The organism is Selenomonas sp. oral taxon 136 (genome assembly GCF_001554015.1).
GTDB lineage: Bacteria > Bacillota > Negativicutes > Selenomonadales > Selenomonadaceae > Centipeda > Centipeda felix.
Genome location: NZ_CP014239.1, coordinates 477,986 through 497,796, shown reverse-complemented (window position 1 = coordinate 497,796; position 19,811 = coordinate 477,986). Strand labels below are relative to the sequence as shown.

Here is a 19,811-nt window from a genome sequence, read left to right as displayed (position 1 = left end):
ATGATCGGGTGCGGAAAGGCCGCACTGCTCTTTGGCGGGACAGTAATTTTGGATCAAGCGGTGAAAGCGTACGTAGCCTCGACCATGCTGCCGGGGGAGAGCATCCCCGTCATTCCGTCATACCTCCATCTGACCTACGTGCTGAACGCGGGGGCTGCGTTCGGGATCTTTGAGCGTCAGCAGTGGCTCTTTTTGCTCACCGCCGCGCTGTTCTTCCTCGTATTCCTCTTTCTCTATCCGCGTCTCGCGCGCGGCAGCGCACTCATTCACTACGGTAGCGTCGCCTTTGCGGCAGGAGCGCTCAGCAACATGGCGGATCGGATTCGCCTCGCACACGTCATCGACTTCATCGATTTCCGCGTATGGCCGGTATTTAATATCGCGGACATCGCCATCGTGGTGGGAACGATCTGCGTTCTCTGGGCGCTCTTCGTGCAGAAGAAGGAGTTTCTTCCGTGAGCACATTTATTTCCGATCAGGCAGGGGAACGGCTGGATGTATTCCTCGTGCGGCAGCTGCCGACCCTCTCGCGCAGCTACGCACAGCGCCTCGTCGCAGAGGGACACGTAACGGTGGACGGAGAGCGGCGCAAGGCGAATTTTAAGCTGAGTGGCGGCGAGAGCGTAGCGTGTACCATCCCGCCTGCAGAGGCGGTTGAGATCCGTGCAGAGAACATCCCGCTGGATGTCCTCTATGAGGATGCGGACATTATCGTCATCAACAAGCCGCGCGGCATGGTCGTGCACCCTGCCGCGGGCGTATATACGGGGACGCTCGTCAACGCACTGCTCCATCACTGCAGCGATCTCTCGGGGATCAACGGAGACCTGCGCCCCGGCATCGTTCATCGCCTCGATAAGGATACCTCGGGCGTGATGGTTGCCGCGAAAAACGACATGGCACATCATTTCCTCGCCCGCCAGATTCGGGACAAGGAGGCACGGCGTGAGTACCGCGCCATCGTATACGGGAACATCGTCGAGCGCGCGGGTGTCATTACGGGGGACATCGGACGGCATCCGACGGATCGCAAGAAAATGGCGATTGTCCGTGAGAACGGCAAGCCCGCGACGACCCATTTTGAGGTGCTTGAGCGGTTCGGTGACTACACCTTTGTCGCCTGTCGTTTGGAGACGGGGCGGACACATCAGATTCGCGTTCACATGACGAGCATCGGACATCCGCTGGTCGGCGATACGAAGTATACGGCGAAGAAGAACCCCTTTGCCATTGCGGGGCAGGCACTACACTCGCTGACACTCACGCTGACACATCCGCGTACGCAGGCAGAAATGACGTTCACCGCGCCCCTGCCGGCGGACATGGATGAGATACTGCACACACTCCGAAGGAGCTGATCGCATGACTGAGTTTAGAGAAAAGGCCGTGCTGATGGATAAGGACGGCATCCGCCGCGCCCTCATGCGCATCGCGCACGAGATTGTAGAGAAAAATCATGGGACAGAGCATCTGGTGCTCGTCGGCATCCGCAAGCGCGGCGTACCGATTGCGGCGCGGCTCGGCGCAGAGATCGCGCAGATCGAGGGCCGGGAACTGCCGCGCGGCGTGCTCGACATCACGCTCTATCGCGACGACCTCAACGAGCTCGCCTATCAGCCCATCGTGCACACGACGGAGATTCCCCTTGACATCACGGACAAGACCGTCATCCTCGTCGATGATGTGCTCTACACAGGGCGCACGATACGGGCGGCGATGAACGCCCTGCTCGACCTTGGGCGGCCGCGCATGATCCAGCTCGCCGTCCTCATCGACCGCGGACATCGCGAGCTCCCGATCCGCGCCGACTATGTTGGCAAGAACGTACCGACGGCATCTGCCGAGGACGTATCGGTGCAGCTTCACGACACCGATACGGAGGAAAGGGTCGTCATACGCGAGCGCGTCTGAACGCGGCGGATAGACCGCCTTCCCATTTGACAAAAAAGGGTTGTTATTACGAAGACAGAGACCTCGTAATAACAACCCTTTACCATTTCATTATGGCGGAGAGGGTGGGATTCGAACCCACGGTGCGTTGCCGCATCACCGGTTTTCAAGACCGGCTCCTTAAACCACTCGGACACCTCTCCATACACTGTATGGAATACAATACTTTTGCATTCTATCAAAAAGGCGTCGCCGCGTCAATAGCTGCGCGTTTTTTGCCATGCACAGATGAGCGCACCGACACAAAAACCAATCAGCGCGGGCACAACCCACCCCATCCCGAGGGACGCGAGGGGAAGCGCCTCTCCTGCCGCACACAGAGCGGGCGGCAGTGCACGGAGAAAGTCGAAGAAGGCGGCCGCACTCGTGCCGACAATGCTCCACACATAGAGTGGGCGGCGGTAGCCGATCAGCCCCTCGATAAGACAGAGAGCGATGAGGACGATGGCGACGGGATAAAGAAAGTAGAGCACGGGGAGGGAATAGGCGATGATGCGGCTGAGGCCGACATTCGATATGGCGAATGAGAACGCGGCGAAGATCACCGTGTATTTTGCATAGGAAAAGCTGCGCGGAAAGAGCGCGGCAAACGTGGACGCACACGCTGTGATGAGTCCGATGGCAGTCTTGAGACATGCACAGGTGATCGTGATGCCAAGCAGAATGCCGCCGTACGCGCCAAAGTAATGCGCTGCAATATGGGCGAGCACATCGCCGCCGTTGGCATCGATGCCGTAGACGGCGCGGCTCTGTGCACCGACGTAGGTGAGCGCGAGATAGATGAGCGCCATGAGCAGCGTGCTGAGACTGCCCGAGATGATCGTGCTGTAGGAGAGATCAGCAGGCGAGGAGAGGCCAAGGCGACGGATGGAGTCGACGAGGATGCTGCCATAGGCGAGAGCAGCGAGCACATCCATCGTATTATAGCCCTCGAGCAGCCCTGTGAAAAAAGCATTCTCCGCGTACGCTCCTGTGGCCGGCATCGTCCACACGCTGGCCATTGGCTCTCTTAGTGCAGCGACGATCATGACAGCGAGAAAAAAGAGAAAGAGCGGATTCAGCACCTTGCCGATCCAGATCAGAATCCCCGACGGGCGCAGGGAGAAAAAGAGCACCACGGCGAAAAAGAGCGCGGTAAAGACGAGGAGCAGAACATCGTGCAGGGGAGGGGCGACAAATGGCAGAACGCCAACCTGAAAGGAGACGGTCGCCGTGCGCGGGATGGCGAAGAGCGGCCCGATGCAGAGATAGAGCGCGCAGGTAAAGAGCAGGGAAAAACGCCGCCCCACCCTGTTCCCGATCGCGGAGAGACTGTCGCTCGCCGTGATGCTGATCGCCGCAATGCCGAGCAGGGGCAGCCCCACGCCTGTGATACAGAACCCGACAAGGGCGGGCAGCATCTCCATCCCCGCCCGCTGTCCCATCGACGCGGGAAAGATCAGATTGCCCGCACCGAAGACCAGACCGAAAAGGAGAGATGCGACAAAGAGATATTCCTTTTTCGACAGCCGCTGTTTCATACTGGATGCTTTCCTATCCACAAAAGAATCATAAAATTATAACAAATTAATGATACAGGGGAAGCAGGGATTTGTCAAGGGAATCGCTGATAAAATGAGGTCTGCCAGATTGGCGTAGATTTTTTGTCCGATTGAGGCAGCAAACCGGACGCATAGCGAGGGCTATGTGGAGGATTTGCTAACGAAAAGCGGGCGAAAAAGATACGTCAAGATGGCTGTGCCGAATTTATCAGTGCTTCCCAAGAAATCTATTGGCGATCGTCCCTTTACATCCACCAATGGGGCGGGCTATAATGCAGGGAGAGAAATAGCTGAGATTCCCCAAGATGATAAGGAGTACAGGAATGAATCGAAACGACCTATGCTGGTGCGGCAGCGGCAAGAAATATAAAAAATGTCATGAGGACTTTGACGAGCGCATCGCCTCCATCCGCTACGATGTGATCAAGGGGCAGGTGCGCCCGCCGCGCAAGATCATCAATAACGAGGCGGACATCATGGGCATCCGCCGTGCCGCCGTCATCAACGATGCGGTGCTCGACCTCATGGGGACGCTCGTCGCACCGGGCGTTGACACGGAGACGCTGGATCGTGCGGCGCATGAGTACATTGTCTCACACGGCGGCATTCCCGCCTGCCTCGGTTTTGAGGGCTTCCCCAAGAGCATCTGCACGTCGATTAACAACGTGGTCTGCCACGGAATTCCGTCGACCAAGGATGTGCTCAAAGAGGGCGACATCATCAACGTTGACTCGACCGTCATCGTTGACGGCTACTATGCGGATGCCTCGCGGATGTATCTCATCGGCAAGGTAGCGGCGGCAGCGGAGCGGCTCGTCAAGGTGACGAAGGAGTGCATGGAGCGCGGCATTGCGGCGGCGCGCCCGTGGCATTTTCTCGGCGACGTGAGTGCGGCGTGCGGCGACTGGGCGCATGCCAACGGGTACTCGGTCGTCACGGCACTCGGCGGTCATGGCGTCGGCAAGGACTTTCACATGGAGCCGTACGTCCCACATGAGGGCGAGCCGGGCACGGGGATGCTCATGGTGCCGGGCATGGTGTTCACGGTCGAGCCGATGATCAATGCGGGCGACTACGATGTCACCGTTGACCGCACGGACGGATGGACGGTGCGGACGAAGGACGGGACGCTCTCTGCGCAGTGGGAAAAGACCATTCTCATCACAGAGACAGGCGCAGAGGTACTTTCATCATGACGCATTTCGATCAGCTCGGCATCTCGGAGACGCTGACCGCACTCCTCCAAAAACAGGGCATCACGCAGCCGACCCCCGTGCAGGAGCAGGCGATCCCGCCCATGCGCGCGGGGCGTGACGTGATCGCACAGGCGCAGACGGGGACGGGCAAGACGCTCGCCTATCTCCTGCCGCTCCTTGCGCGCATCAAGCCGCAGGGCGCGGCGGCACAGGCACTCGTCATCGCACCGACGCGTGAGCTCGCCATCCAGATCGAGCGCGTCGCCGAACCGCTTGCCCAGCCCCTTGGTATTGGCACCGTCGTGATCTATGGCGGGGCGGATATCGAGCGGCAGAAGGAAAAGCTGCGCCGCAGTCCGCAGCTCGTCATCGGTACGCCGGGACGTCTGCTCGATCACGTACGGCGCGGAACGCTTGTGCTTGGCAGTGTGAACAAGGTCGTCCTCGACGAGGCGGACGAGATGCTGAAGATGGGCTTCATCGAGGATGTGGAGACCCTGCTCGGTGCTGCGGCACAGGACTATCAGCTCGCACTCTTCTCGGCAACGATGCCCGAGCGCATTGTGCGCCTGACCAAGCGGTTCATGACTAACCCCGCGCACATTCGTCTCGCGGGCGAGACCGTGACACTCGCCGCCATCGAACAGGTCGTCATACCCGTCAGTGCAGGGGACAAGCTCGACCGCCTCTGTGCCTCCATCAACGAGGAGGCACCGTATCTTGCCATGGTGTTCTGCGCCACGAAGGAGCGCACCCGTGCGCTCATGATGGAGCTCGCACAGCGTGGCTATCTCGTCGATGCGCTCAGCGGCGACCTCACGCAGACGCAGCGCAGTTTCGTCCTGCGCCAGTTCCGCAGTGCAAAACTGCAGATCCTCTGCGCGACGGACATTGCGGCGCGCGGACTCGACATCGAGGGCGTGACCCACGTCTATAACTACGACCTGCCGCCGACGGTGACCGACTACATCCACCGCATCGGCCGCACGGGGCGCGCAGGGACACAGGGCAAGGCGATCACACTTGTCGCGGCGCACCAGCATGAGAAGCTGCGCAAGATGGAAGCTGCACTCAAAGAGCGGCTGCGTCGTGACGCAGTGAAAAAGAAACCGCGTCCGACGGAGACGACCGAGGTGCAGCAGCGGGTGCAGCGCGGTGAGCGGAAGCGGACAACGCCGAAAAAAATAAAGCCCAGGCCGCGCAGCAAAAAGTCCGGCAAGACTGTTACAAATCTTGGACATCGCAGCCGCAGGAAGCGGTGAATGGCGAGAGAAAATCATTTCTTTTTGGATTGCGAGAGTGGATGATGTTATGGTAGTACTGCATACAAGAGAGTCCTCCTTTGCACAGGCGAGGAGGAGGAATCTCCTCCTTGCAGGTGTCTTTTGCGGCTTGTGCTTATTGATATGGCTGTGGTGGGTGAATAACATCCTCTCCGGTCACCTGCTCCAGACGGATGCTGCTGTTCCTGTGCTCCTTGCTTTCGGTGCGGCAGGCTTTGTCGGCAAGCGCTTTTGGCACGCCTACAGGAAGTCTGCCTCAGGTGACAAGGGGGTGGAACGGGCAATGGATGTCCTGCGGCAGCTGCCGGACAGTTATCATATCCTGAGCAATGTTCAGGTGCCTGGCGCCTATTGTGGACTTGTTGTGGTTGGGCGGAACGGAGTCTTTATTATCAATACCAAGCACCACAACGGAACCATCACACCGAGCAATGGAGATTGGGGGCAGGAAAAGACGGGGCGGCGCGGCACAGACTACTCCTCCTCCATGCGGAATCCCGTCAAGCATATGAAGCGGCAGATCCATGTCTTGGCAGATTATCTAAAGTCTGTTGGGATGCATGTTTGGGTGGACGGCATTGTATTCTTCACCAATCCGGATGTAATTCTGAACGGTTGTTCGGATCACTTTACGGATCGCGGCGACGCTGTGCGTTCCTACATTCTGAACTACAGAGCACGTTTCCTGCTTAGTGATGCCGATGTGCTGCGGCTTGTGCAGCGGCTGGATCATACGAGAGCTTCTTGATGCTTTGAGCGAGCTGATTTGAATCGGTGATGAAGAGAGCAGGAAAATAATTTATTTCGTCGAATTTATATAAAGTACAGACAATTTAAAAGAGGAGGCATATTCATGATTGGGATCAAGAACGTCATTGCGATCATCTGCGGGGGTGGCCCCGCACCCGGCATCAACAGCGTCATCTCTGCCGTGGTCAGTGAGGCAACGCGGCACGGGTGGGATGTGCTCGGCATCTACGACGGGTTCTCGCGAATTGCACGCGGTGAGAAGAACTACGTGCGCCTTGAGCCCGCAAACATCAGCCGCATTCATCTGACGGGCGGCTGCATTCTGAAGATGTCGCGCTTCAACCCGACGAAGAAGGAATCCGACCTCCGCACCGTGGTCGAGACGCTGACCGAGCTCGGCGTGACGCATCTCGTCACCATCGGCGGCGACGACACGGCATTCAGCTCCATGGCGGTCTCCGAGTACGCACGCAAGATGGGGCGCACGATCAACGTCGTCCACGTCCCGAAGACCATCGACAATGACCTGCCGCTCCCCGAGGGCGTGCCGACATTCGGCTTTGAGACGGCGCGTGCCTTCGGCACGATGGAGATCGAGAACCTCATGGAGGATGCGAGCACGACGAACAACCGCTGGTACTTCACCATCGCCATGGGACGTACAGCGGGGCACCTCGCCCTCGGGATGGGGCGCAGCGCAGGCGCGGCGATCACCATCATCCCCGAGGAGTTCTCCCAGAAAAAGATTCCGCTGCAGCAGGTCGTCGACGTGATTGTCGGCTCGATCGTGAAGCGCTACCTCACGGGGCGCAACTACGGCGTTGCCGTCATCGCTGAGGGCGTGATCGAGAAGATCGCCGAGGAAGACTTCGCCAAACTCGGCAACGTCGTCACGGACGAGCACGGACACATCCGCTACAGCGAGCTTGACTTCGGCGAGATCATCAAACAGGCGGTGCTCGCCGAGACGAAGAAGCTTGGCATCACCATCAGCGTCATCGACAAGGAAATCGGCTACGAGCTGCGCTGCACGGCGCCGATCGCCTATGACATCGACTACTGCCGCTCGCTCGGCTACTCCGCCGTCAAGTTCCTCATGCAGGGCGACACGGGCGCGATCATCACGATCCAGGACAATCAGGCGGTGCCGATGCGCTTCGACGAGATTCGCGACCCCGAGACGGGCAAGACGAAGGTGCGCAAGGTCAACATCGGCTCCGTCCACTACCGTATCGCGCGCGGTTTCATGATGCGTCTCGAAAAGGGCGACCTCGACGATCCGGGACTTGCGAATGCCTACCGCATGACGCAGGAGGAGTTCAAGGAACGCTACTCCTATCTCTTTGACGGCGACGCCGCAGAGTAATTTCGCCACAGAAATGTTCAAGGACGATGGTGTGAAACGAAAAAGTTTCGCATTATCGTCCTTTTTTTCTATTTTAGGTATTGACGCGCCCGCTCCTTTGCCGTATAATACCGTATTGTCAGTGCAACACACGACAGAACATCGCGGGGTGGAGCAGTCGGTAGCTCGTCGGGCTCATAACCCGAAGGTCACAGGTTCAAGTCCTGTCCCCGCAACCAATAGCATATCATGGGTAGGTGGCCGAGTGGTTAAAGGCAACAGACTGTAAATCTGTCATCTTCGGATTACGATGGTTCGAATCCATCCCTGCCCACCACTTTTTATCGCGGGGTGGAGCAGTCGGTAGCTCGTCGGGCTCATAACCCGAAGGTCGCAGGTTCAAGTCCTGTCCCCGCAACCAAGTCTGTGCGCTGGTGTAGCTCAGTCGGCAGAGCGTATCCTTGGTAAGGATAAGGTCACCAGTTCAATCCTGGTCATCAGCTCCATATAACGGCGGCATAGCTCAGTTGGCTAGAGCATGCGGTTCATACCCGCAGTGTCCGGAGTTCAAATCTCTGTGCCGCCACCATTTTGCTTGATCCCCCCGCAACGGGGGTTCTTTTATGCTTTCAGGGAGCACTCCGGTGTCTCCTTAGGGAAAATGTACTTCATGCGTTGACAGCATTTTCCAAGTATGATAAATTGATACGAGTGATTTCGTGTCATGAAAACTAACAAGGAGAGTCGATATTCATGCGCAACAACATTACGCTTGAGTGCACGGAGTGCCATAGCCGCAACTATCGCACGAACAAGAACAAGAAGAACAATCCGGATCGTCTGGAGTTCAGCAAGTACTGCAAGTTCTGCCGCAAGCACACGCCGCACAAAGAGACGAAGTAAGCGCCCGCATCATGGGAAAGATTGTGAAATTCCTGCGGGAAGTCGTCGCCGAGATGAAGAAGGTCTCGTGGTCGACGCGGCGCGAGCTGGTCACCTACACCGGTGTTGTCGGCATTGCGATCGTCGTCGTCTGCGCGCTCATCTGGATCTGCGACACTATTTTTGCGCGCATCTTTCAGGTTATCCTGCATTACTAGACGGGGTGAGGGACATGGCAGACAAGGAAGAACTCAATCTCCGGCAGGCAAATCCGCATCGCGCATGGTATGTCATCCACACCTACTCGGGGTATGAGAACAAGGTCAAGGCAAACCTTGAACGCCTCATGCACTCGGCGAGCATGAGCGAGATGATCTTTAACGTCGTCGTGCCCGTGGAGAACGAGATCGAGGTCAAGGACGGCAAGGAAAAGGTCGTCCCGCGCAAGGTATTCCCGGGCTACGTCCTCGTTGACATGATTGTCGATGAGCACTCGTGGTACGTCGTGCGCAACACGACGGGCGTCACGGGCTTTGTCGGCTCGGAGAAGCACCCCATTCCGCTGACGGCGGAGGAGGCGGAACGCATCCTCTCCGGCTCGGTGGGCGGGGCACCGAAACGCCGCGCCAAGGTGGATGTCGGTGACACGGTGCGCATCATCTCGGGCGCATTCGAGGACTACGCGGGCAAGATCACGTCGATCGACACGTCGAGTATGCGCGTGCAGGTCGATGTGGACGGAACCCCACTGGATGTCGAGATCGATCAGGTCGAACGGATCTGAGATCAGATATACCGCTGATTTTTCACCGAAAGGAGGTGAATGTGGATGGCAAAGAAGGTTGCGCGTGTCGTAAAGCTGCAGGTTCCTGCGGGGAAGGCGACACCGGCTCCTCCGGTCGGACCTGCGCTTGGTCAGGCGGGCGTCAATATCATGGCATTCGTCAAGGACTTCAACGAACGCACGGCGAAGCAGGCGGGGCTCATCATTCCGGTTGAGATCACAGTCTTTGAGGATCGTTCCTTTACCTTTATCACGAAGACCCCTCCGGCAGCAGTTCTGCTGAAGAAGGCGGCGGGCATTGAAAAGGCGTCGGGCGAGCCGAACAAGACGAAGGTCGCAAAGCTCCCGCGCGCGAAGGCACGCGAGATCGCAGAGTCCAAGATGCCAGATCTGAACGCCGCATCGATCGAGGCGGCAACGTCCATGATCGAGGGCACGGCCCGCAGCATGGGCATTGAGATCACGGACTAATTGTCCGTGACCAAGTGGAAGGGCGTACGCCCGTTATGACCACGAAGGGAGTTATTCATGGCAAAGGTTGGTAAGAAATACCAAGACGCTGCGAAGCTGATCGAGAGCGGCAAACTCTACACTTCGCAGGAAGCGATGGAACTCGTCAAGAAGACGGCAACGGCCAAATTCGACGAGACCATCGAGCTGCACGTGCGCCTCGGCGTCGATCCGAAGTATGCGGATCAGCAGGTGCGCGGCGCCCTTGTCCTGCCGCATGGCACGGGCAAGACCCAGCGCGTGCTCGTCTTTGCAAAGGGCGAGAAGGTCGCTGAGGCTGAGGCAGCAGGAGCTGACTTCGTCGGCTCGGATGAGATCGTGCAGAAGATCCAGGGCGGATGGCTCGACTTCGATGTTGCTGTCGCTACACCCGACATGATGGGCACGGTCGGCCGCCTCGGTAAGGTTCTCGGTCCGCGCGGACTCATGCCGAATCCGAAGCTCGGCACGGTCACGATGGATCTGAAGAAAGCCATCGGCGAAATCAAGGCAGGTCAGGTGGAGTACCGCACGGACAAGGCGGGCAACGTCCACGTTCCCATTGGGAAGGCCTCCTTTGATGCGGAGAAACTCCGCGAAAACTATCAGGCGATCATCGACACGCTGATCCGCGTGAAGCCGGCAGCGGCAAAGGGGCAGTACATCCGCTCCATCACCGTTGTGGCGACGATGGGACCCGCCGTCCCCGTTGCGCTTAGCTAATTTTAGCGGCGCACGGAATTTCCCCGGGCTGTAGACAGCAGGTTTGCGCAAGCATCTAACGACATAGTCGCCTGCCGAGGTCGGACGTGAATTTGAACATTCATCTCCGGCAGGATAGCAGCCGGAGATTTTTTGTGCGAGAGCACCGACACGAGAGGGGCTCTTACATGCCCCCCATCGGCTCGCTATGCCGTTATTTCCCCAAATCCTTCCCCGTTATGACGGGGAGCGGTCAACGTCAGCCAATTACACATTGCTGGCGCTCGTGTTCTTGGGACGTTTTCCCATACGATCTGTTACCCAATCAGCTTCGTCCCGTGGACTTGCTTCTTGGACAGGTCAGCAAGGGGGACCGCGGAAGCGGTGGAAGGGGCAAAAAAAACGGCCATCATACGAGGTTTTCACCTTCGTGCAACACACATCAGATGAAAGGAGGGAAATGATTACATGGCAGATCACAAGAAAGAAGTCATCGTCGAGAAGCTGAAAGAGCAGCTCTCCTCGGCGAAAGGAGCTGTCTTTACGACGTACAGCGGTCTCACCGTTGCACAGGATACGGAGCTGCGCCGCGAGCTGCGCGCTGCGGGCGTCTCCTATCACGTCGTAAAGAACACGATGCTGCGCCGTGCGGCAGATGCGCTTGGTCTTGAGGGGCTCGATCCGCACCTTGAGGGCACGACCGCATTTGCGTTCTCGGCAGACGATGCCGTCGCTCCGGCGAAGGTCATCTGCGGCTACATCAAGAAAAACAAGCTCGACGAGAAGGGGATCCTGTCCGTCAAGGTCGGTACCGTTGAGGGCAAGGTCATCGAGACGGCTGAGGTTCAGGCGCTCGCATCGCTCCCGTCGCGCGAAGAGCTTATCGCAAAGCTCATGGGCAGCATGAATGCGCCGATCTCGAACACGGTCAACGTACTGCAGGGCGTTATCCGCAATGCCGTCTATGTGCTTGAGGCTGTGCGTGCGCAGAAGGCATCCGCATAAACATACGATTGAGAGAGAATTTACATACTATTGGAGGTATACAGCATGAACAAGGATCAGATTCTGGAAGCCATTGAGAACATGACCGTTCTCGAACTCTCCGAGCTCGTGAAGGCAATGGAGGAGAAATTCGGTGTCAGCGCAGCTGCACCGGTCGCAGTTGCTGCTGTCGGCGGCGCTGCTCCGGCTGCGGGCGGCGAGGAGAAGACGGAGTTCACCGTCGTTCTCGCAGCAGCAGGCGACAAGAAGATCAACGTCATCAAGGCCGTTCGTGAGGCAACGGGTCTCGGTCTGAAGGAAGCGAAGGAGCTCGTTGACGGCGCACCGAAGCCGGTCAAGGAGAATATCGCCAAGGCTGAGGCCGAAGAGCTCAAGAAGAAGCTCGAAGAGGCTGGCGCAACGGTCGAGCTGAAGTAATCTAAGTTTTTTCTCTTCCCCATAACTTTCTCCGTTTGGCGGGGAAGGGGGACAAATAGGGACTGTGCATGAGGTGAGAACCATCATGCACAGTCCTTTTTGTCTCTTGACGGGACTTTTGCAATAGAGTTATAATAATCATGGGACGATTGTGCGTGGCAGGTGACTGTCATGCACCGGAAGCATGGGAAGACGGTGCATCGTATGATTTTTTACGGCGAAAAGCAAAAGCCCCTATTGGATGAAGAACGTTCCGTGTCGGAGGAGATGGATACGGGCGAGCTCGCTGCCGATGGGGACACCTACGCAGACGAGACGGCAGAAAACAGCATCTACGACGGCTGCTCGGATGAGGACCTCCTCGCCCGCATTCGCGGTGAGCGCGGTGATGAGGCACTCGACTATCTCATCAACAAATACCGTAACTTCGTGCGCTCCAAGGCACGCTCCTACTTCCTCATCGGTGCAGACCGAGAGGACATTGTACAGGAGGGCATGATCGGCTTTTTCAAGGCGATACGTGACTATCGTCCGGACAAGCTCTCATCGTTTCGCGCGTTTGCGGAGCTGTGCGTGACGCGCCAGATCATCACGGCGATTAAGACGGCGACGCGGCAGAAACACATCCCGCTCAACTCCTACGTCTCACTGAATAAGCCCATCTACGATGAGGACTCTGACCGCACCCTGCTCGACGTGCTCTCCGGTGCGCGCATCAGCGACCCCGAGGAGCTCGTCATCAGTCACGAGGAGTTCATCGACATCGAGCAGAAAATGGAGGAAATCCTCAGCGATCTTGAGTGGCGTGTCCTCATGAGCTACCTCGACGGCAAATCCTATCAGGAGATCGCCGTCGACCTGCATCGTCAGGTTAAGTCCATCGACAATGCTCTGCAGCGCGTCAAGCGGAAACTTGAGAAATACATGGAGTCACGCGGGGACGATCTTGACATCGGGACAGTCTATCGCGGACTGACGACCATCAACCGCATGGGACGCGCACAGGAATAAAGAAAACACAAAGGTCGGGCAGCCGGTCTTTTGTTTTATATGAATATCATTTTCTATGCTATAATGAAAAAGTCGTGGAAGAATAGGAGGCATGACCATGTGGAAAAAATTTTCATCCATCCTGCTGACGGTACTGCTCTGTCTCGCCTGTGCCGTGGCGTCCGCACAGGCGGCAGAGGACAGCACACCGAGAGCGGCTGCGCCGCAGGAAAAGCCGAGCCGCATTGAACTCGTGATGATCCTCGACAGGAGTGGATCCATGCACGGGTTGGAGGCGGACACCATCGGCGGCTTTAATGCGATGATCGAGAAGGAGAAGAAGCTTGGCATCGACGTGCGCGTGACGACGGTGCTCTTTAACGACAAGATTGACCGCCTCTACGAGCACAGGGCGATCCAGAGCGTGCGCCCGCTGACCGAGCGGACGTATGAGACGGGCGGCACGACGGCACTCCTCGACGCCGTCGGTGATACCATCCTGCGCATGGAGCAGTCGGGCGCGGCGGACAGGCAGGGGACAAAGGTGATCGTCGTCATCATCACGGACGGCATGGAGAACGCGAGCACCGAGTTCACCAAGGCAAAGATCAAGGAACTCATCTCGGACAAGCAGGAAAAGGCGGGCTGGGACTTCATCTACCTCGGTGCGAACATCGACGCGGCTGAGGAAGCAGACGCCATTGGGGTGCGCAAGGCGAACGCCGTGACGTACAAGAACACATCGAGCGGCGTCCGTGCGAACTACGATGCAGTAGGTGTCTACGTCGCGGAGCGCGCCAGCGGCGATAAGGAATCCGGTGCGTGGAAGGATCATGTCGAGCGGGATACGGGAAAATAAGTCGTCGATGGTTGACAATTTCCTGCTGACGATGTATCCTATGAAATGTAATCTATATATAATAGAACTGAATTGATGGGGAGAGGCGGCAGGCTGTGTGCCTCGCTGGGGGAGTATCTATTTTTAGGAGGAATCGGAATGAAAAACTGGAAGAAAATGCTGGTCGCTTCGCTTGCATGCTCAGCGGTCTTGGGACTGTCCTCGTACAGCCCCGCAGAGGCTGCGTACGAGCTCAATCCTGAGGTCAAGACGGCGACGCCGGCACTCATGGAGGCGTCGGAAATCGGCGTCCTGAAGTACAACAACCCGCAGATGGCAAACTACGCGAACAAGGACGCCATCGTTGTTGCGAGCTTCGGCACGACGTTCAAGGACACGCGTGAGAAGACGATCGAGGCGACGGTGCGCGACATCCAGGCAGCGAACCCTGGTGTAAAGGTCGTCACGGCATTTACCTCCCATATCATCATCGACCGTATCGCGGCAAAGGAAGGCAAGCACTATCCGACGCCCGAGGAGGCACTGACGCAGCTCAAGGCAGAGGGCTACTCCCGCGTCGCACTGGTCTCGCTCGACGTCATTCCGGGCATGGAGTACTCCTACGTCAAGGCGGTTTACAACGAGTACAAGGATCAGTTCAAGACGATGACCTGCGGCACCTCCCTCATGTACTGGCAGGGACAGGAAAATCAGGCGGACGACGTGACGGAGTTCATCAAGGCGGTCTCGACGCAGTTCCCGGCGCTGGGCAAGGATGAGGCACTCCTCCTCATGGCACACGGCACGCCGCACGTTTCCAACGCCTATTATTCCGTGATCCAGGCAAAGCTTAACGAGCTCGGCTATAAGAACGTCTACGTCTACACAGTCGAGGGCTGGCCGAGCTTGGAGACGATCCTGCCGAAGCTCAAAGAGAACCACATCAAGATGGTTACGCTCATGCCGATCATGATGGTTGCGGGCGATCATGCGCACAACGACATGGCGGGTAAGGATTCGGATTCGCACAAGAGCATCCTTGAGAGCCAGGGCTTCAAGGTCAACACCTATCTGCACGGCCTCGGTGAGAACCAGGCGATTCGCGCTGCCTTCGTGGAGCGTGCCAACGACGCATGGGATGCGCTGCAGGGACGCAAGGGGGCGGATGCAGACCACATCAAAATGATGAAGTAATACAGCGTATCAGCTCAGAGCCTGTCGTAGGAGCATCTGCTTCTGCGGCAGGCTCTTTTCTTTATGGGGATACCCTGTTATAATAAATGGCACGAAACGTAAGAGAACGGTGGACAGGAGTACGCGAATGAAGATTGCAGTCGTCGGAACGGGAATGATCGCACGCGAGGCGCTTGGGGCGCTGCGGATGGTGGGAGGTGTGAAGATTCCCGTGCTCTGTGCACGCCCGCACAGTAGGGAAAAAGCAGAACACATGGCGCAGGAGTTTGACATCCCGCACGTCGTGACCGACTACGCAGAGCTGCTCGCATCCCATGCGGCCGACTTTGTCTACCTCGGCATTGTGAACAGCGCACATTTCGACTACGCACGGCAGGCAATCTCGGCGGGCTGGAATGTCATCGTGGAGAAGCCCTTTGCCTCGACCCTCGCAGAGACGGAGGAGCTGATCGCGCGCGCCCGTGCGGCACAGAGCTACGTCTTTGAGGCAATGACGCCGCTCTATATGCCGAACTTTCGCGGCATCGTGGAGCGGCTGCCCCTGCTCGGCCTCGTCCGCCTCGTGCAGGCGAACTTCTCCCAGTACTCGAGCCGCTACGACCGCTACCTCGCGCGCGACGTTGCCCCCGCATTTGACCCTACCTGCTCGGGCGGCGCACTCTATGACCTGAACGTCTACAACCTAGCGCTCATCATTGCACTCTTCGGACGCCCGCTGTCCGCGTCTTATCTGGCAAATATCGGATTCAACGGCATCGACACATCAGGGGTGATGACCCTGCGCTACGACGGCTTTTGCGCCTCATCGGCAGCGGCGAAGGACAGCAGCAGCCCCTCCTTCCTCATGATCCAGGGTGAGAACGGGTGGATTCGCACCGACGGCACGCCGAACGAACTGCGCTCCTTCACCATCGGCCTGCGCGGTGCGGAGCCCGAGACCTTCGCCCTGAACCGCCACGAGCACCGCATGGTGCATGAGTTTGAGGAGATGCAGCGCATATACCAGCAGCGGGACTACACTGCCGTGGAGGACGGATTTGCCGTGACGCGCGCGGTGATGGCGGTCATGGAAAAGGCACGCCTGATGGCGGGCATCCAGTTTCGGGCGGACTGATACATGGACAATGACATGATGATCGAGATGGAACATCTCGTCAAAACGTTTCCGCATACCGATGAAAAAAAAGAGAGCGCATGGAAGACCGCCGTCAATGATGTATCGCTCTCCGTACGGCGCGGCGAGGTGTTCGGCCTCCTCGGCCCGAACGGCGCAGGCAAGACGACAATCATTCGGATGCTCACCATGCAGACCCGTCCGACGAGCGGACGCATCCGCATCGGCGGAGAGGACATCCATGCGGCAGAGCGCAGCGTCAAGGCACAGATTGGTGTCGTACCGCAGCACGTGAACTTTGATCAGGAACTCACCGTCTGGGACAATATGGAGCTGCACGCGCGCCTGCATCACATGGAGCGTGCGGAGCGCACGGCACGCATCGAGGAGCTCCTGACGGAGATGTCGCTCATGGAGGTGCGCAACGACGGTGTGCGGCAGCTCTCAGGCGGGATGAAGCGGCGGCTGCTCATTGCGCGTGCGCTCATCCACCGTCCGCGCGTCCTCTTTCTCGACGAGCCGACCGTTGCCCTCGATCCGCAGATTCGCCGCCACATCTGGGATGTGGTGCACGGCATCGCAGCGCGCGGCGTGACCGTCCTCCTCACCACACACTACATCGAGGAGGCAGAGGCGCTCTGCGCACGCGTCGCCATCATCAATAAGGGGCAGCTTGTCGACTTGCAGACGCCGCAGGACTTCTGCGAGGCACTGGGGAGACACGCCGTGGAGTGGGATGGGGCGGACGGACGCGCCTACCGCTTTTTTCATACACAGGAGGAGGCGCGCAGCTATGCGCGCGGCATCGAGGATACGATGGCGCGTGTGCTCCTGCGCCCGACGAATCTGGAGGACGTCTTTATCGAGCTGACGGGACGGAAGGAGGGGCTCTGATGCTTGGCGATATATGGACGGTGTTTTGGCGCGACTGGATCGTGCTGCGCCGCCGCCTGAAAAAATATATCCTGAGCCGCATGGTCTCGCCGCTCATGTTCCTCATCGCCTTCGGCTGGGGGCTCGGGCGGAGCATCGACGTCGGCGGCGGCTCGTACATCGATTTCCTCGTACCGGGGCTGCTCGCGATGAACTCCATGAACATCAGCTTTAACAGCATCATCCCCGTGCATGCGGAGCGCATCTACCATAAAAGCCTTGAGGAGTACCTTATCGCCCCCATCCGTCCCGATGCCTACGTCATCGGCAAGGTCGCGGGTGCCGTGCTGCGCGGCCTGATCTCCTCGGCGATCATCATCGGACTGAGTTATCTCTTTGGTGCACATTTCTCCGTCACGCCGCTCTTTCTTCTCGTCCTGACACTGAACTGTGCGATTTTCGCGGAGATCGGCTTTCTCGCGGCGCTGTATATCTCCACCTACGAGGAGATGGGGCAGGTCAACCTCTACGTTCTCCTGCCCATGTCGTTCCTCTGCGGGACATTCTTCTCCACGGCGGCACTGCCGGATGCGGTGCGTTATCTCGTGGAGATCCTCCCACTGACACATACGAGCTACCTCCTGCGCAGCCTCAGCGGGGCAGGGGACTACTCCGTTATCTCGCTTGCCGTCGTCGTGCTCTACGCCATCCTCGGCATCGTCGCCGGTACATGGAAATTCCGCCGACTGACTGACTAAGCAATCACTCATATCACTCAGAGGACAATCATGCTCAGGCATATCTTTCATCACAGCGGCGCAGCAGAGGGCTGCGCGCACTTCTGCTGCACGCGCGTCGAGGACTTCGGCGTCTCCTACGGGACATTTGACGTCTTCTCGCACGTCAATCTGCACTTTCACTGCGGTGAGCTCACCGCCATCATCGGCCCGAACGGCGCGGGAAAATCAACCCTCCTGCGCGCCATCCTCGGCGAGGTGCCGCACACGGGACACATCCGCTTCGTCGACGCCGAGGGGCGCCATACCGGCCGCCCCGTCATCGGCTACGTCCCGCAGTACCTCCGCCTCGACGTGAGCGCACCGACCACCGTCATGGATCTCTTTATGGCGTGCATCACGGCGCGCCCCGTCTGGCTCTGCCCCGCACGTCGCTATCGTGCACGTGCCACGCAGAGCCTTGCGCGCGTGCGGGCGGAGCACCTCATCGACCGCCGCCTCGGCGCACTCTCGGGCGGAGAACTGCAGCGCGTTCTCCTCGCGCTCGCGCTCGACCCCATCCCGAACCTGCTCCTCCTCGATGAGCCCGTCTCGGGCGTTGATCAGCGCGGACTGGCACTCTTCTACGAGATCGTCGCGGAGCTGCGCGCCAAGGAGGATCTCGCGATCCTCCTCATCTCGCATGACCTCGGCATGACGGCACGCCATGCGGACAAGGTTGTCCTGATGAACCACGGCATCGCGGCGGCCGGTACGCCCGAGGAGGTCTATCGCTCTCCGGCGATGGAGCAGATCTTCGGCATTCTGCCCGACCTCAGCAGTCTGCGCGCGCCGACGGAGAAGCGCACGGCAGGAGAGGAGGGGACGGCATGGAACTGATCTATCACGTCATGGACACACTCCTGCCCTTTTCGTGGACAGAGTATACCTTTATGAAGAATGCGCTTCTCGCCGTCCTACTCATGACGCCGCTCTTCGGGCTCCTCTCGACCATGGTCGTCTCAAGCCGCATGGCGTTCTTCTCGGACTCGCTCGGCCACGGCGCATTTACGGGTATTGCCGTCGGCGCGCTCGTCGGCATCGTCTCGCCGCTCACCGCGCTCATCACCTTCTCGATCGCCTTTGCCCTCCTCATCACCTACATCAAGCATCGGACGGCGGCATCGGCAGACACCGTCATTGGCGTATTCTCCTCGACTGCCATTGCCGTCGGCCTCATGGTCATGAGCCGAGGCGGCGGCTTCTCAAAATTCTCCCCGCTCCTGATCGGTGACATCCTGAGCATCACGCCGTCCGACCTCGCGGGACTGCTCACCGTCGATCTCCTCGTCGTACTGGTCTGGGCTGCCCTCTTCAACCATCTGCTTCTGCTCTCCGTCAACCCGTCACTCGCCCACAGCCGCGGCATCTCCGTCGTACGCATCGAGGCGGCATTTGCCGCCCTGCTCGCCGTCGTCGTCGCCGTCAGCATCCAGTGGGTCGGCATCCTCATCATCAATGCACTCCTCGTCCTGCCGGGGGCAGCCGCACGCAACGTGACGCGCAGTGTCAAGGAGTACCACCTCATCGCCATCCTCACCGCCCTCGTTGCGGGCATCGTCGGGCTCTTTTCCGCCTACTACCTCGGCATCGCGGCCGGCGCGGCCATCGTCGCCGCCGCCGCCCTCATCTTCTTCCTCTCGCTCGCACTCCGTACACGCGTGCAGCGGTGATCTGGTTTT

General features: G+C 58.6%; 23 protein-coding genes, 6 tRNA genes and 1 pseudogene. 28 read left to right on the top strand and 2 right to left on the bottom strand.

The features are described from left to right. Genes lspA through pyrR form a run of 3 tightly spaced genes read left to right on the top strand, consistent with a single transcriptional unit; the run spans window position 1 to window position 1,911 of the window. A complete protein-coding gene (lspA, locus tag AXE86_RS02260; RefSeq protein WP_050344240.1) occupies window positions 1-459 on the top strand; it encodes a signal peptidase II in 459 nt (152 codons plus the stop codon). Further along, window positions 456-1,358 (top strand): RluA family pseudouridine synthase, encoded by a 903-nt coding sequence (locus AXE86_RS02255; protein ID WP_061944213.1) that lies wholly within the window; start codon window positions 456-458, stop codon window positions 1,356-1,358. Before lspA ends, AXE86_RS02255 begins: the two co-directional genes overlap by 4 nt. 4 nt (window positions 1,359-1,362) lie before the next feature. Further along, window positions 1,363-1,911, top strand: coding sequence for a bifunctional pyr operon transcriptional regulator/uracil phosphoribosyltransferase PyrR (pyrR, locus tag AXE86_RS02250; RefSeq protein ID WP_061944210.1), 549 nt, complete (start codon window positions 1,363-1,365; stop codon window positions 1,909-1,911). A 93-nt stretch (window positions 1,912-2,004) separates the two neighbouring features. Here the strand turns inward: pyrR and AXE86_RS02245 are convergent. Further along, window positions 2,005-2,093, bottom strand: a tRNA-Ser gene (locus AXE86_RS02245). A gap of 54 nt (window positions 2,094-2,147) precedes the next feature. Further along, on the bottom strand, window positions 2,148-3,470 hold the full coding sequence (gene brnQ, locus AXE86_RS02240; protein ID WP_061944207.1) for a branched-chain amino acid transport system II carrier protein: 1,323 nt from the start codon (window positions 3,468-3,470) through the stop codon (window positions 2,148-2,150). 118 nt (window positions 3,471-3,588) lie between these two features. Between brnQ and AXE86_RS13025 the strand changes: the two are divergent. The 25 genes and pseudogenes from AXE86_RS13025 to AXE86_RS02120 all read left to right on the top strand — a co-directional run. Further along, window positions 3,589-3,711: pseudogene (locus tag AXE86_RS13025) on the top strand (secretion protein HlyD); the annotation flags it as partial. 103 nt (window positions 3,712-3,814) lie between these two features. Then, window positions 3,815-4,687 (top strand): type I methionyl aminopeptidase, encoded by an 873-nt coding sequence (gene map / locus AXE86_RS02235; protein ID WP_061944203.1) that lies wholly within the window; start codon window positions 3,815-3,817, stop codon window positions 4,685-4,687. Next, window positions 4,684-5,949 carry a DEAD/DEAH box helicase gene (locus AXE86_RS02230; RefSeq protein ID WP_061944201.1) on the top strand — a complete coding sequence of 422 codons (1,266 nt, stop codon included), beginning with the start codon at window positions 4,684-4,686 and terminating at the stop codon, window positions 5,947-5,949. The genes map and AXE86_RS02230 overlap by 4 nt, the downstream gene beginning before the upstream one ends. Window positions 5,950-5,998: 49 nt before the next feature. Next, window positions 5,999-6,718, top strand: a complete 720-nt coding sequence (locus AXE86_RS02225) for a nuclease-related domain-containing protein (RefSeq protein ID WP_061944197.1) — start codon at window positions 5,999-6,001, stop codon at window positions 6,716-6,718. A 105-nt stretch (window positions 6,719-6,823) separates the two neighbouring features. Beyond that, complete coding sequence (gene pfp / locus AXE86_RS02220) at window positions 6,824-8,086, top strand: diphosphate--fructose-6-phosphate 1-phosphotransferase (RefSeq protein WP_009442868.1); 1,263 nt, start codon at window positions 6,824-6,826, stop codon at window positions 8,084-8,086. 142 nt (window positions 8,087-8,228) lie between these two features. Further along, window positions 8,229-8,304 (top strand) — tRNA-Met (locus AXE86_RS02215). A 12-nt stretch (window positions 8,305-8,316) separates the two neighbouring features. Then, window positions 8,317-8,402 (top strand) — tRNA-Tyr (locus tag AXE86_RS02210). A gap of 8 nt (window positions 8,403-8,410) precedes the next feature. Next, a tRNA-Met gene (locus tag AXE86_RS02205) sits at window positions 8,411-8,486 on the top strand. 9 nt (window positions 8,487-8,495) lie between these two features. Continuing rightward, window positions 8,496-8,571, top strand: a tRNA-Thr gene (locus AXE86_RS02200). Window positions 8,572-8,577: 6 nt separating this feature from the next. After that, window positions 8,578-8,654, top strand: a tRNA-Met gene (locus AXE86_RS02195). Window positions 8,655-8,818: 164 nt separating this feature from the next. Continuing rightward, window positions 8,819-8,968, top strand: coding sequence for a 50S ribosomal protein L33 (rpmG, locus tag AXE86_RS02190; protein WP_006307107.1), 150 nt, complete (start codon window positions 8,819-8,821; stop codon window positions 8,966-8,968). A gap of 11 nt (window positions 8,969-8,979) precedes the next feature. Then, the gene (gene secE / locus AXE86_RS02185) at window positions 8,980-9,165 is read left to right on the top strand and encodes a preprotein translocase subunit SecE (protein WP_009442867.1); all 186 of its coding nucleotides are present in this window, start codon (window positions 8,980-8,982) and stop codon (window positions 9,163-9,165) included. A 14-nt stretch (window positions 9,166-9,179) separates the two neighbouring features. Next, entirely contained in the window at window positions 9,180-9,731 is a 552-nt protein-coding gene (nusG, locus tag AXE86_RS02180; protein WP_050343121.1) for a transcription termination/antitermination protein NusG, read from the top strand. Between the two features lie 45 nt (window positions 9,732-9,776). Beyond that, entirely contained in the window at window positions 9,777-10,202 is a 426-nt protein-coding gene (rplK, locus tag AXE86_RS02175; RefSeq protein WP_006690943.1) for a 50S ribosomal protein L11, read from the top strand. 57 nt (window positions 10,203-10,259) lie between these two features. Continuing rightward, window positions 10,260-10,943 (top strand): 50S ribosomal protein L1, encoded by a 684-nt coding sequence (gene rplA, locus AXE86_RS02170; protein WP_009442864.1) that lies wholly within the window; start codon window positions 10,260-10,262, stop codon window positions 10,941-10,943. 447 nt (window positions 10,944-11,390) lie between these two features. Further along, complete coding sequence (gene rplJ / locus AXE86_RS02165) at window positions 11,391-11,927, top strand: 50S ribosomal protein L10 (protein ID WP_009442863.1); 537 nt, start codon at window positions 11,391-11,393, stop codon at window positions 11,925-11,927. 45 nt (window positions 11,928-11,972) lie between these two features. After that, complete coding sequence (rplL, locus tag AXE86_RS02160) at window positions 11,973-12,344, top strand: 50S ribosomal protein L7/L12 (protein WP_050343123.1); 372 nt, start codon at window positions 11,973-11,975, stop codon at window positions 12,342-12,344. Window positions 12,345-12,548: 204 nt separating this feature from the next. Continuing rightward, the gene (sigH, locus tag AXE86_RS02155; protein WP_061946917.1) at window positions 12,549-13,355 is read left to right on the top strand and encodes an RNA polymerase sporulation sigma factor SigH; all 807 of its coding nucleotides are present in this window, start codon (window positions 12,549-12,551) and stop codon (window positions 13,353-13,355) included. A 97-nt stretch (window positions 13,356-13,452) separates the two neighbouring features. After that, on the top strand, window positions 13,453-14,193 hold the full coding sequence (locus AXE86_RS02150) for a vWA domain-containing protein (protein WP_061944193.1): 741 nt from the start codon (window positions 13,453-13,455) through the stop codon (window positions 14,191-14,193). 138 nt (window positions 14,194-14,331) lie between these two features. Beyond that, window positions 14,332-15,366, top strand: a complete 1,035-nt coding sequence (locus AXE86_RS02145; protein WP_061944190.1) for a sirohydrochlorin cobaltochelatase — start codon at window positions 14,332-14,334, stop codon at window positions 15,364-15,366. 127 nt (window positions 15,367-15,493) lie between these two features. Further along, window positions 15,494-16,480, top strand: coding sequence for a Gfo/Idh/MocA family protein (locus AXE86_RS02140; protein ID WP_061944187.1), 987 nt, complete (start codon window positions 15,494-15,496; stop codon window positions 16,478-16,480). A gap of 3 nt (window positions 16,481-16,483) precedes the next feature. Continuing rightward, window positions 16,484-17,374, top strand: coding sequence for an ABC transporter ATP-binding protein (locus tag AXE86_RS02135; protein WP_232294902.1), 891 nt, complete (start codon window positions 16,484-16,486; stop codon window positions 17,372-17,374). Continuing rightward, window positions 17,374-18,111, top strand: coding sequence for an ABC transporter permease (locus AXE86_RS02130; protein WP_061944184.1), 738 nt, complete (start codon window positions 17,374-17,376; stop codon window positions 18,109-18,111). Before AXE86_RS02135 ends, AXE86_RS02130 begins: the two co-directional genes overlap by 1 nt. A 30-nt stretch (window positions 18,112-18,141) precedes the next feature. Next, entirely contained in the window at window positions 18,142-18,969 is an 828-nt protein-coding gene (locus AXE86_RS02125) for a metal ABC transporter ATP-binding protein (RefSeq protein ID WP_061944181.1), read from the top strand. Further along, the gene (locus AXE86_RS02120; RefSeq protein WP_061944178.1) at window positions 18,960-19,802 is read left to right on the top strand and encodes a metal ABC transporter permease; all 843 of its coding nucleotides are present in this window, start codon (window positions 18,960-18,962) and stop codon (window positions 19,800-19,802) included. The genes AXE86_RS02125 and AXE86_RS02120 overlap by 10 nt, the downstream gene beginning before the upstream one ends. Window positions 19,803-19,811: the final 9 nt, after the last annotated feature.

Coding starts and splice junctions, on each gene's coding strand:
- lspA (WP_050344240.1), top strand. CDS start 1: ATGATCGGGTGCGGAAAGGCCGCACTGCTCTTTGGCGGGACAGTAATT.
- pyrR (WP_061944210.1), top strand. CDS start 1,363: ATGACTGAGTTTAGAGAAAAGGCCGTGCTGATGGATAAGGACGGCATC.
- brnQ (WP_061944207.1), bottom strand. CDS start 3,470: ATGAAACAGCGGCTGTCGAAAAAGGAATATCTCTTTGTCGCATCTCTC.
- map (WP_061944203.1), top strand. CDS start 3,815: ATGAATCGAAACGACCTATGCTGGTGCGGCAGCGGCAAGAAATATAAA.
- AXE86_RS02230 (WP_061944201.1), top strand. CDS start 4,684: ATGACGCATTTCGATCAGCTCGGCATCTCGGAGACGCTGACCGCACTC.
- AXE86_RS02225 (WP_061944197.1), top strand. CDS start 5,999: ATGGTAGTACTGCATACAAGAGAGTCCTCCTTTGCACAGGCGAGGAGG.
- pfp (WP_009442868.1), top strand. CDS start 6,824: ATGATTGGGATCAAGAACGTCATTGCGATCATCTGCGGGGGTGGCCCC.
- rpmG (WP_006307107.1), top strand. CDS start 8,819: ATGCGCAACAACATTACGCTTGAGTGCACGGAGTGCCATAGCCGCAAC.
- secE (WP_009442867.1), top strand. CDS start 8,980: ATGGGAAAGATTGTGAAATTCCTGCGGGAAGTCGTCGCCGAGATGAAG.
- nusG (WP_050343121.1), top strand. CDS start 9,180: ATGGCAGACAAGGAAGAACTCAATCTCCGGCAGGCAAATCCGCATCGC.
- rplK (WP_006690943.1), top strand. CDS start 9,777: ATGGCAAAGAAGGTTGCGCGTGTCGTAAAGCTGCAGGTTCCTGCGGGG.
- rplA (WP_009442864.1), top strand. CDS start 10,260: ATGGCAAAGGTTGGTAAGAAATACCAAGACGCTGCGAAGCTGATCGAG.
- rplJ (WP_009442863.1), top strand. CDS start 11,391: ATGGCAGATCACAAGAAAGAAGTCATCGTCGAGAAGCTGAAAGAGCAG.
- rplL (WP_050343123.1), top strand. CDS start 11,973: ATGAACAAGGATCAGATTCTGGAAGCCATTGAGAACATGACCGTTCTC.
- sigH (WP_061946917.1), top strand. CDS start 12,549: ATGATTTTTTACGGCGAAAAGCAAAAGCCCCTATTGGATGAAGAACGT.
- AXE86_RS02150 (WP_061944193.1), top strand. CDS start 13,453: ATGTGGAAAAAATTTTCATCCATCCTGCTGACGGTACTGCTCTGTCTC.
- AXE86_RS02145 (WP_061944190.1), top strand. CDS start 14,332: ATGAAAAACTGGAAGAAAATGCTGGTCGCTTCGCTTGCATGCTCAGCG.
- AXE86_RS02140 (WP_061944187.1), top strand. CDS start 15,494: ATGAAGATTGCAGTCGTCGGAACGGGAATGATCGCACGCGAGGCGCTT.
- AXE86_RS02135 (WP_232294902.1), top strand. CDS start 16,484: ATGGACAATGACATGATGATCGAGATGGAACATCTCGTCAAAACGTTT.
- AXE86_RS02130 (WP_061944184.1), top strand. CDS start 17,374: ATGCTTGGCGATATATGGACGGTGTTTTGGCGCGACTGGATCGTGCTG.
- AXE86_RS02125 (WP_061944181.1), top strand. CDS start 18,142: ATGCTCAGGCATATCTTTCATCACAGCGGCGCAGCAGAGGGCTGCGCG.
- AXE86_RS02120 (WP_061944178.1), top strand. CDS start 18,960: ATGGAACTGATCTATCACGTCATGGACACACTCCTGCCCTTTTCGTGG.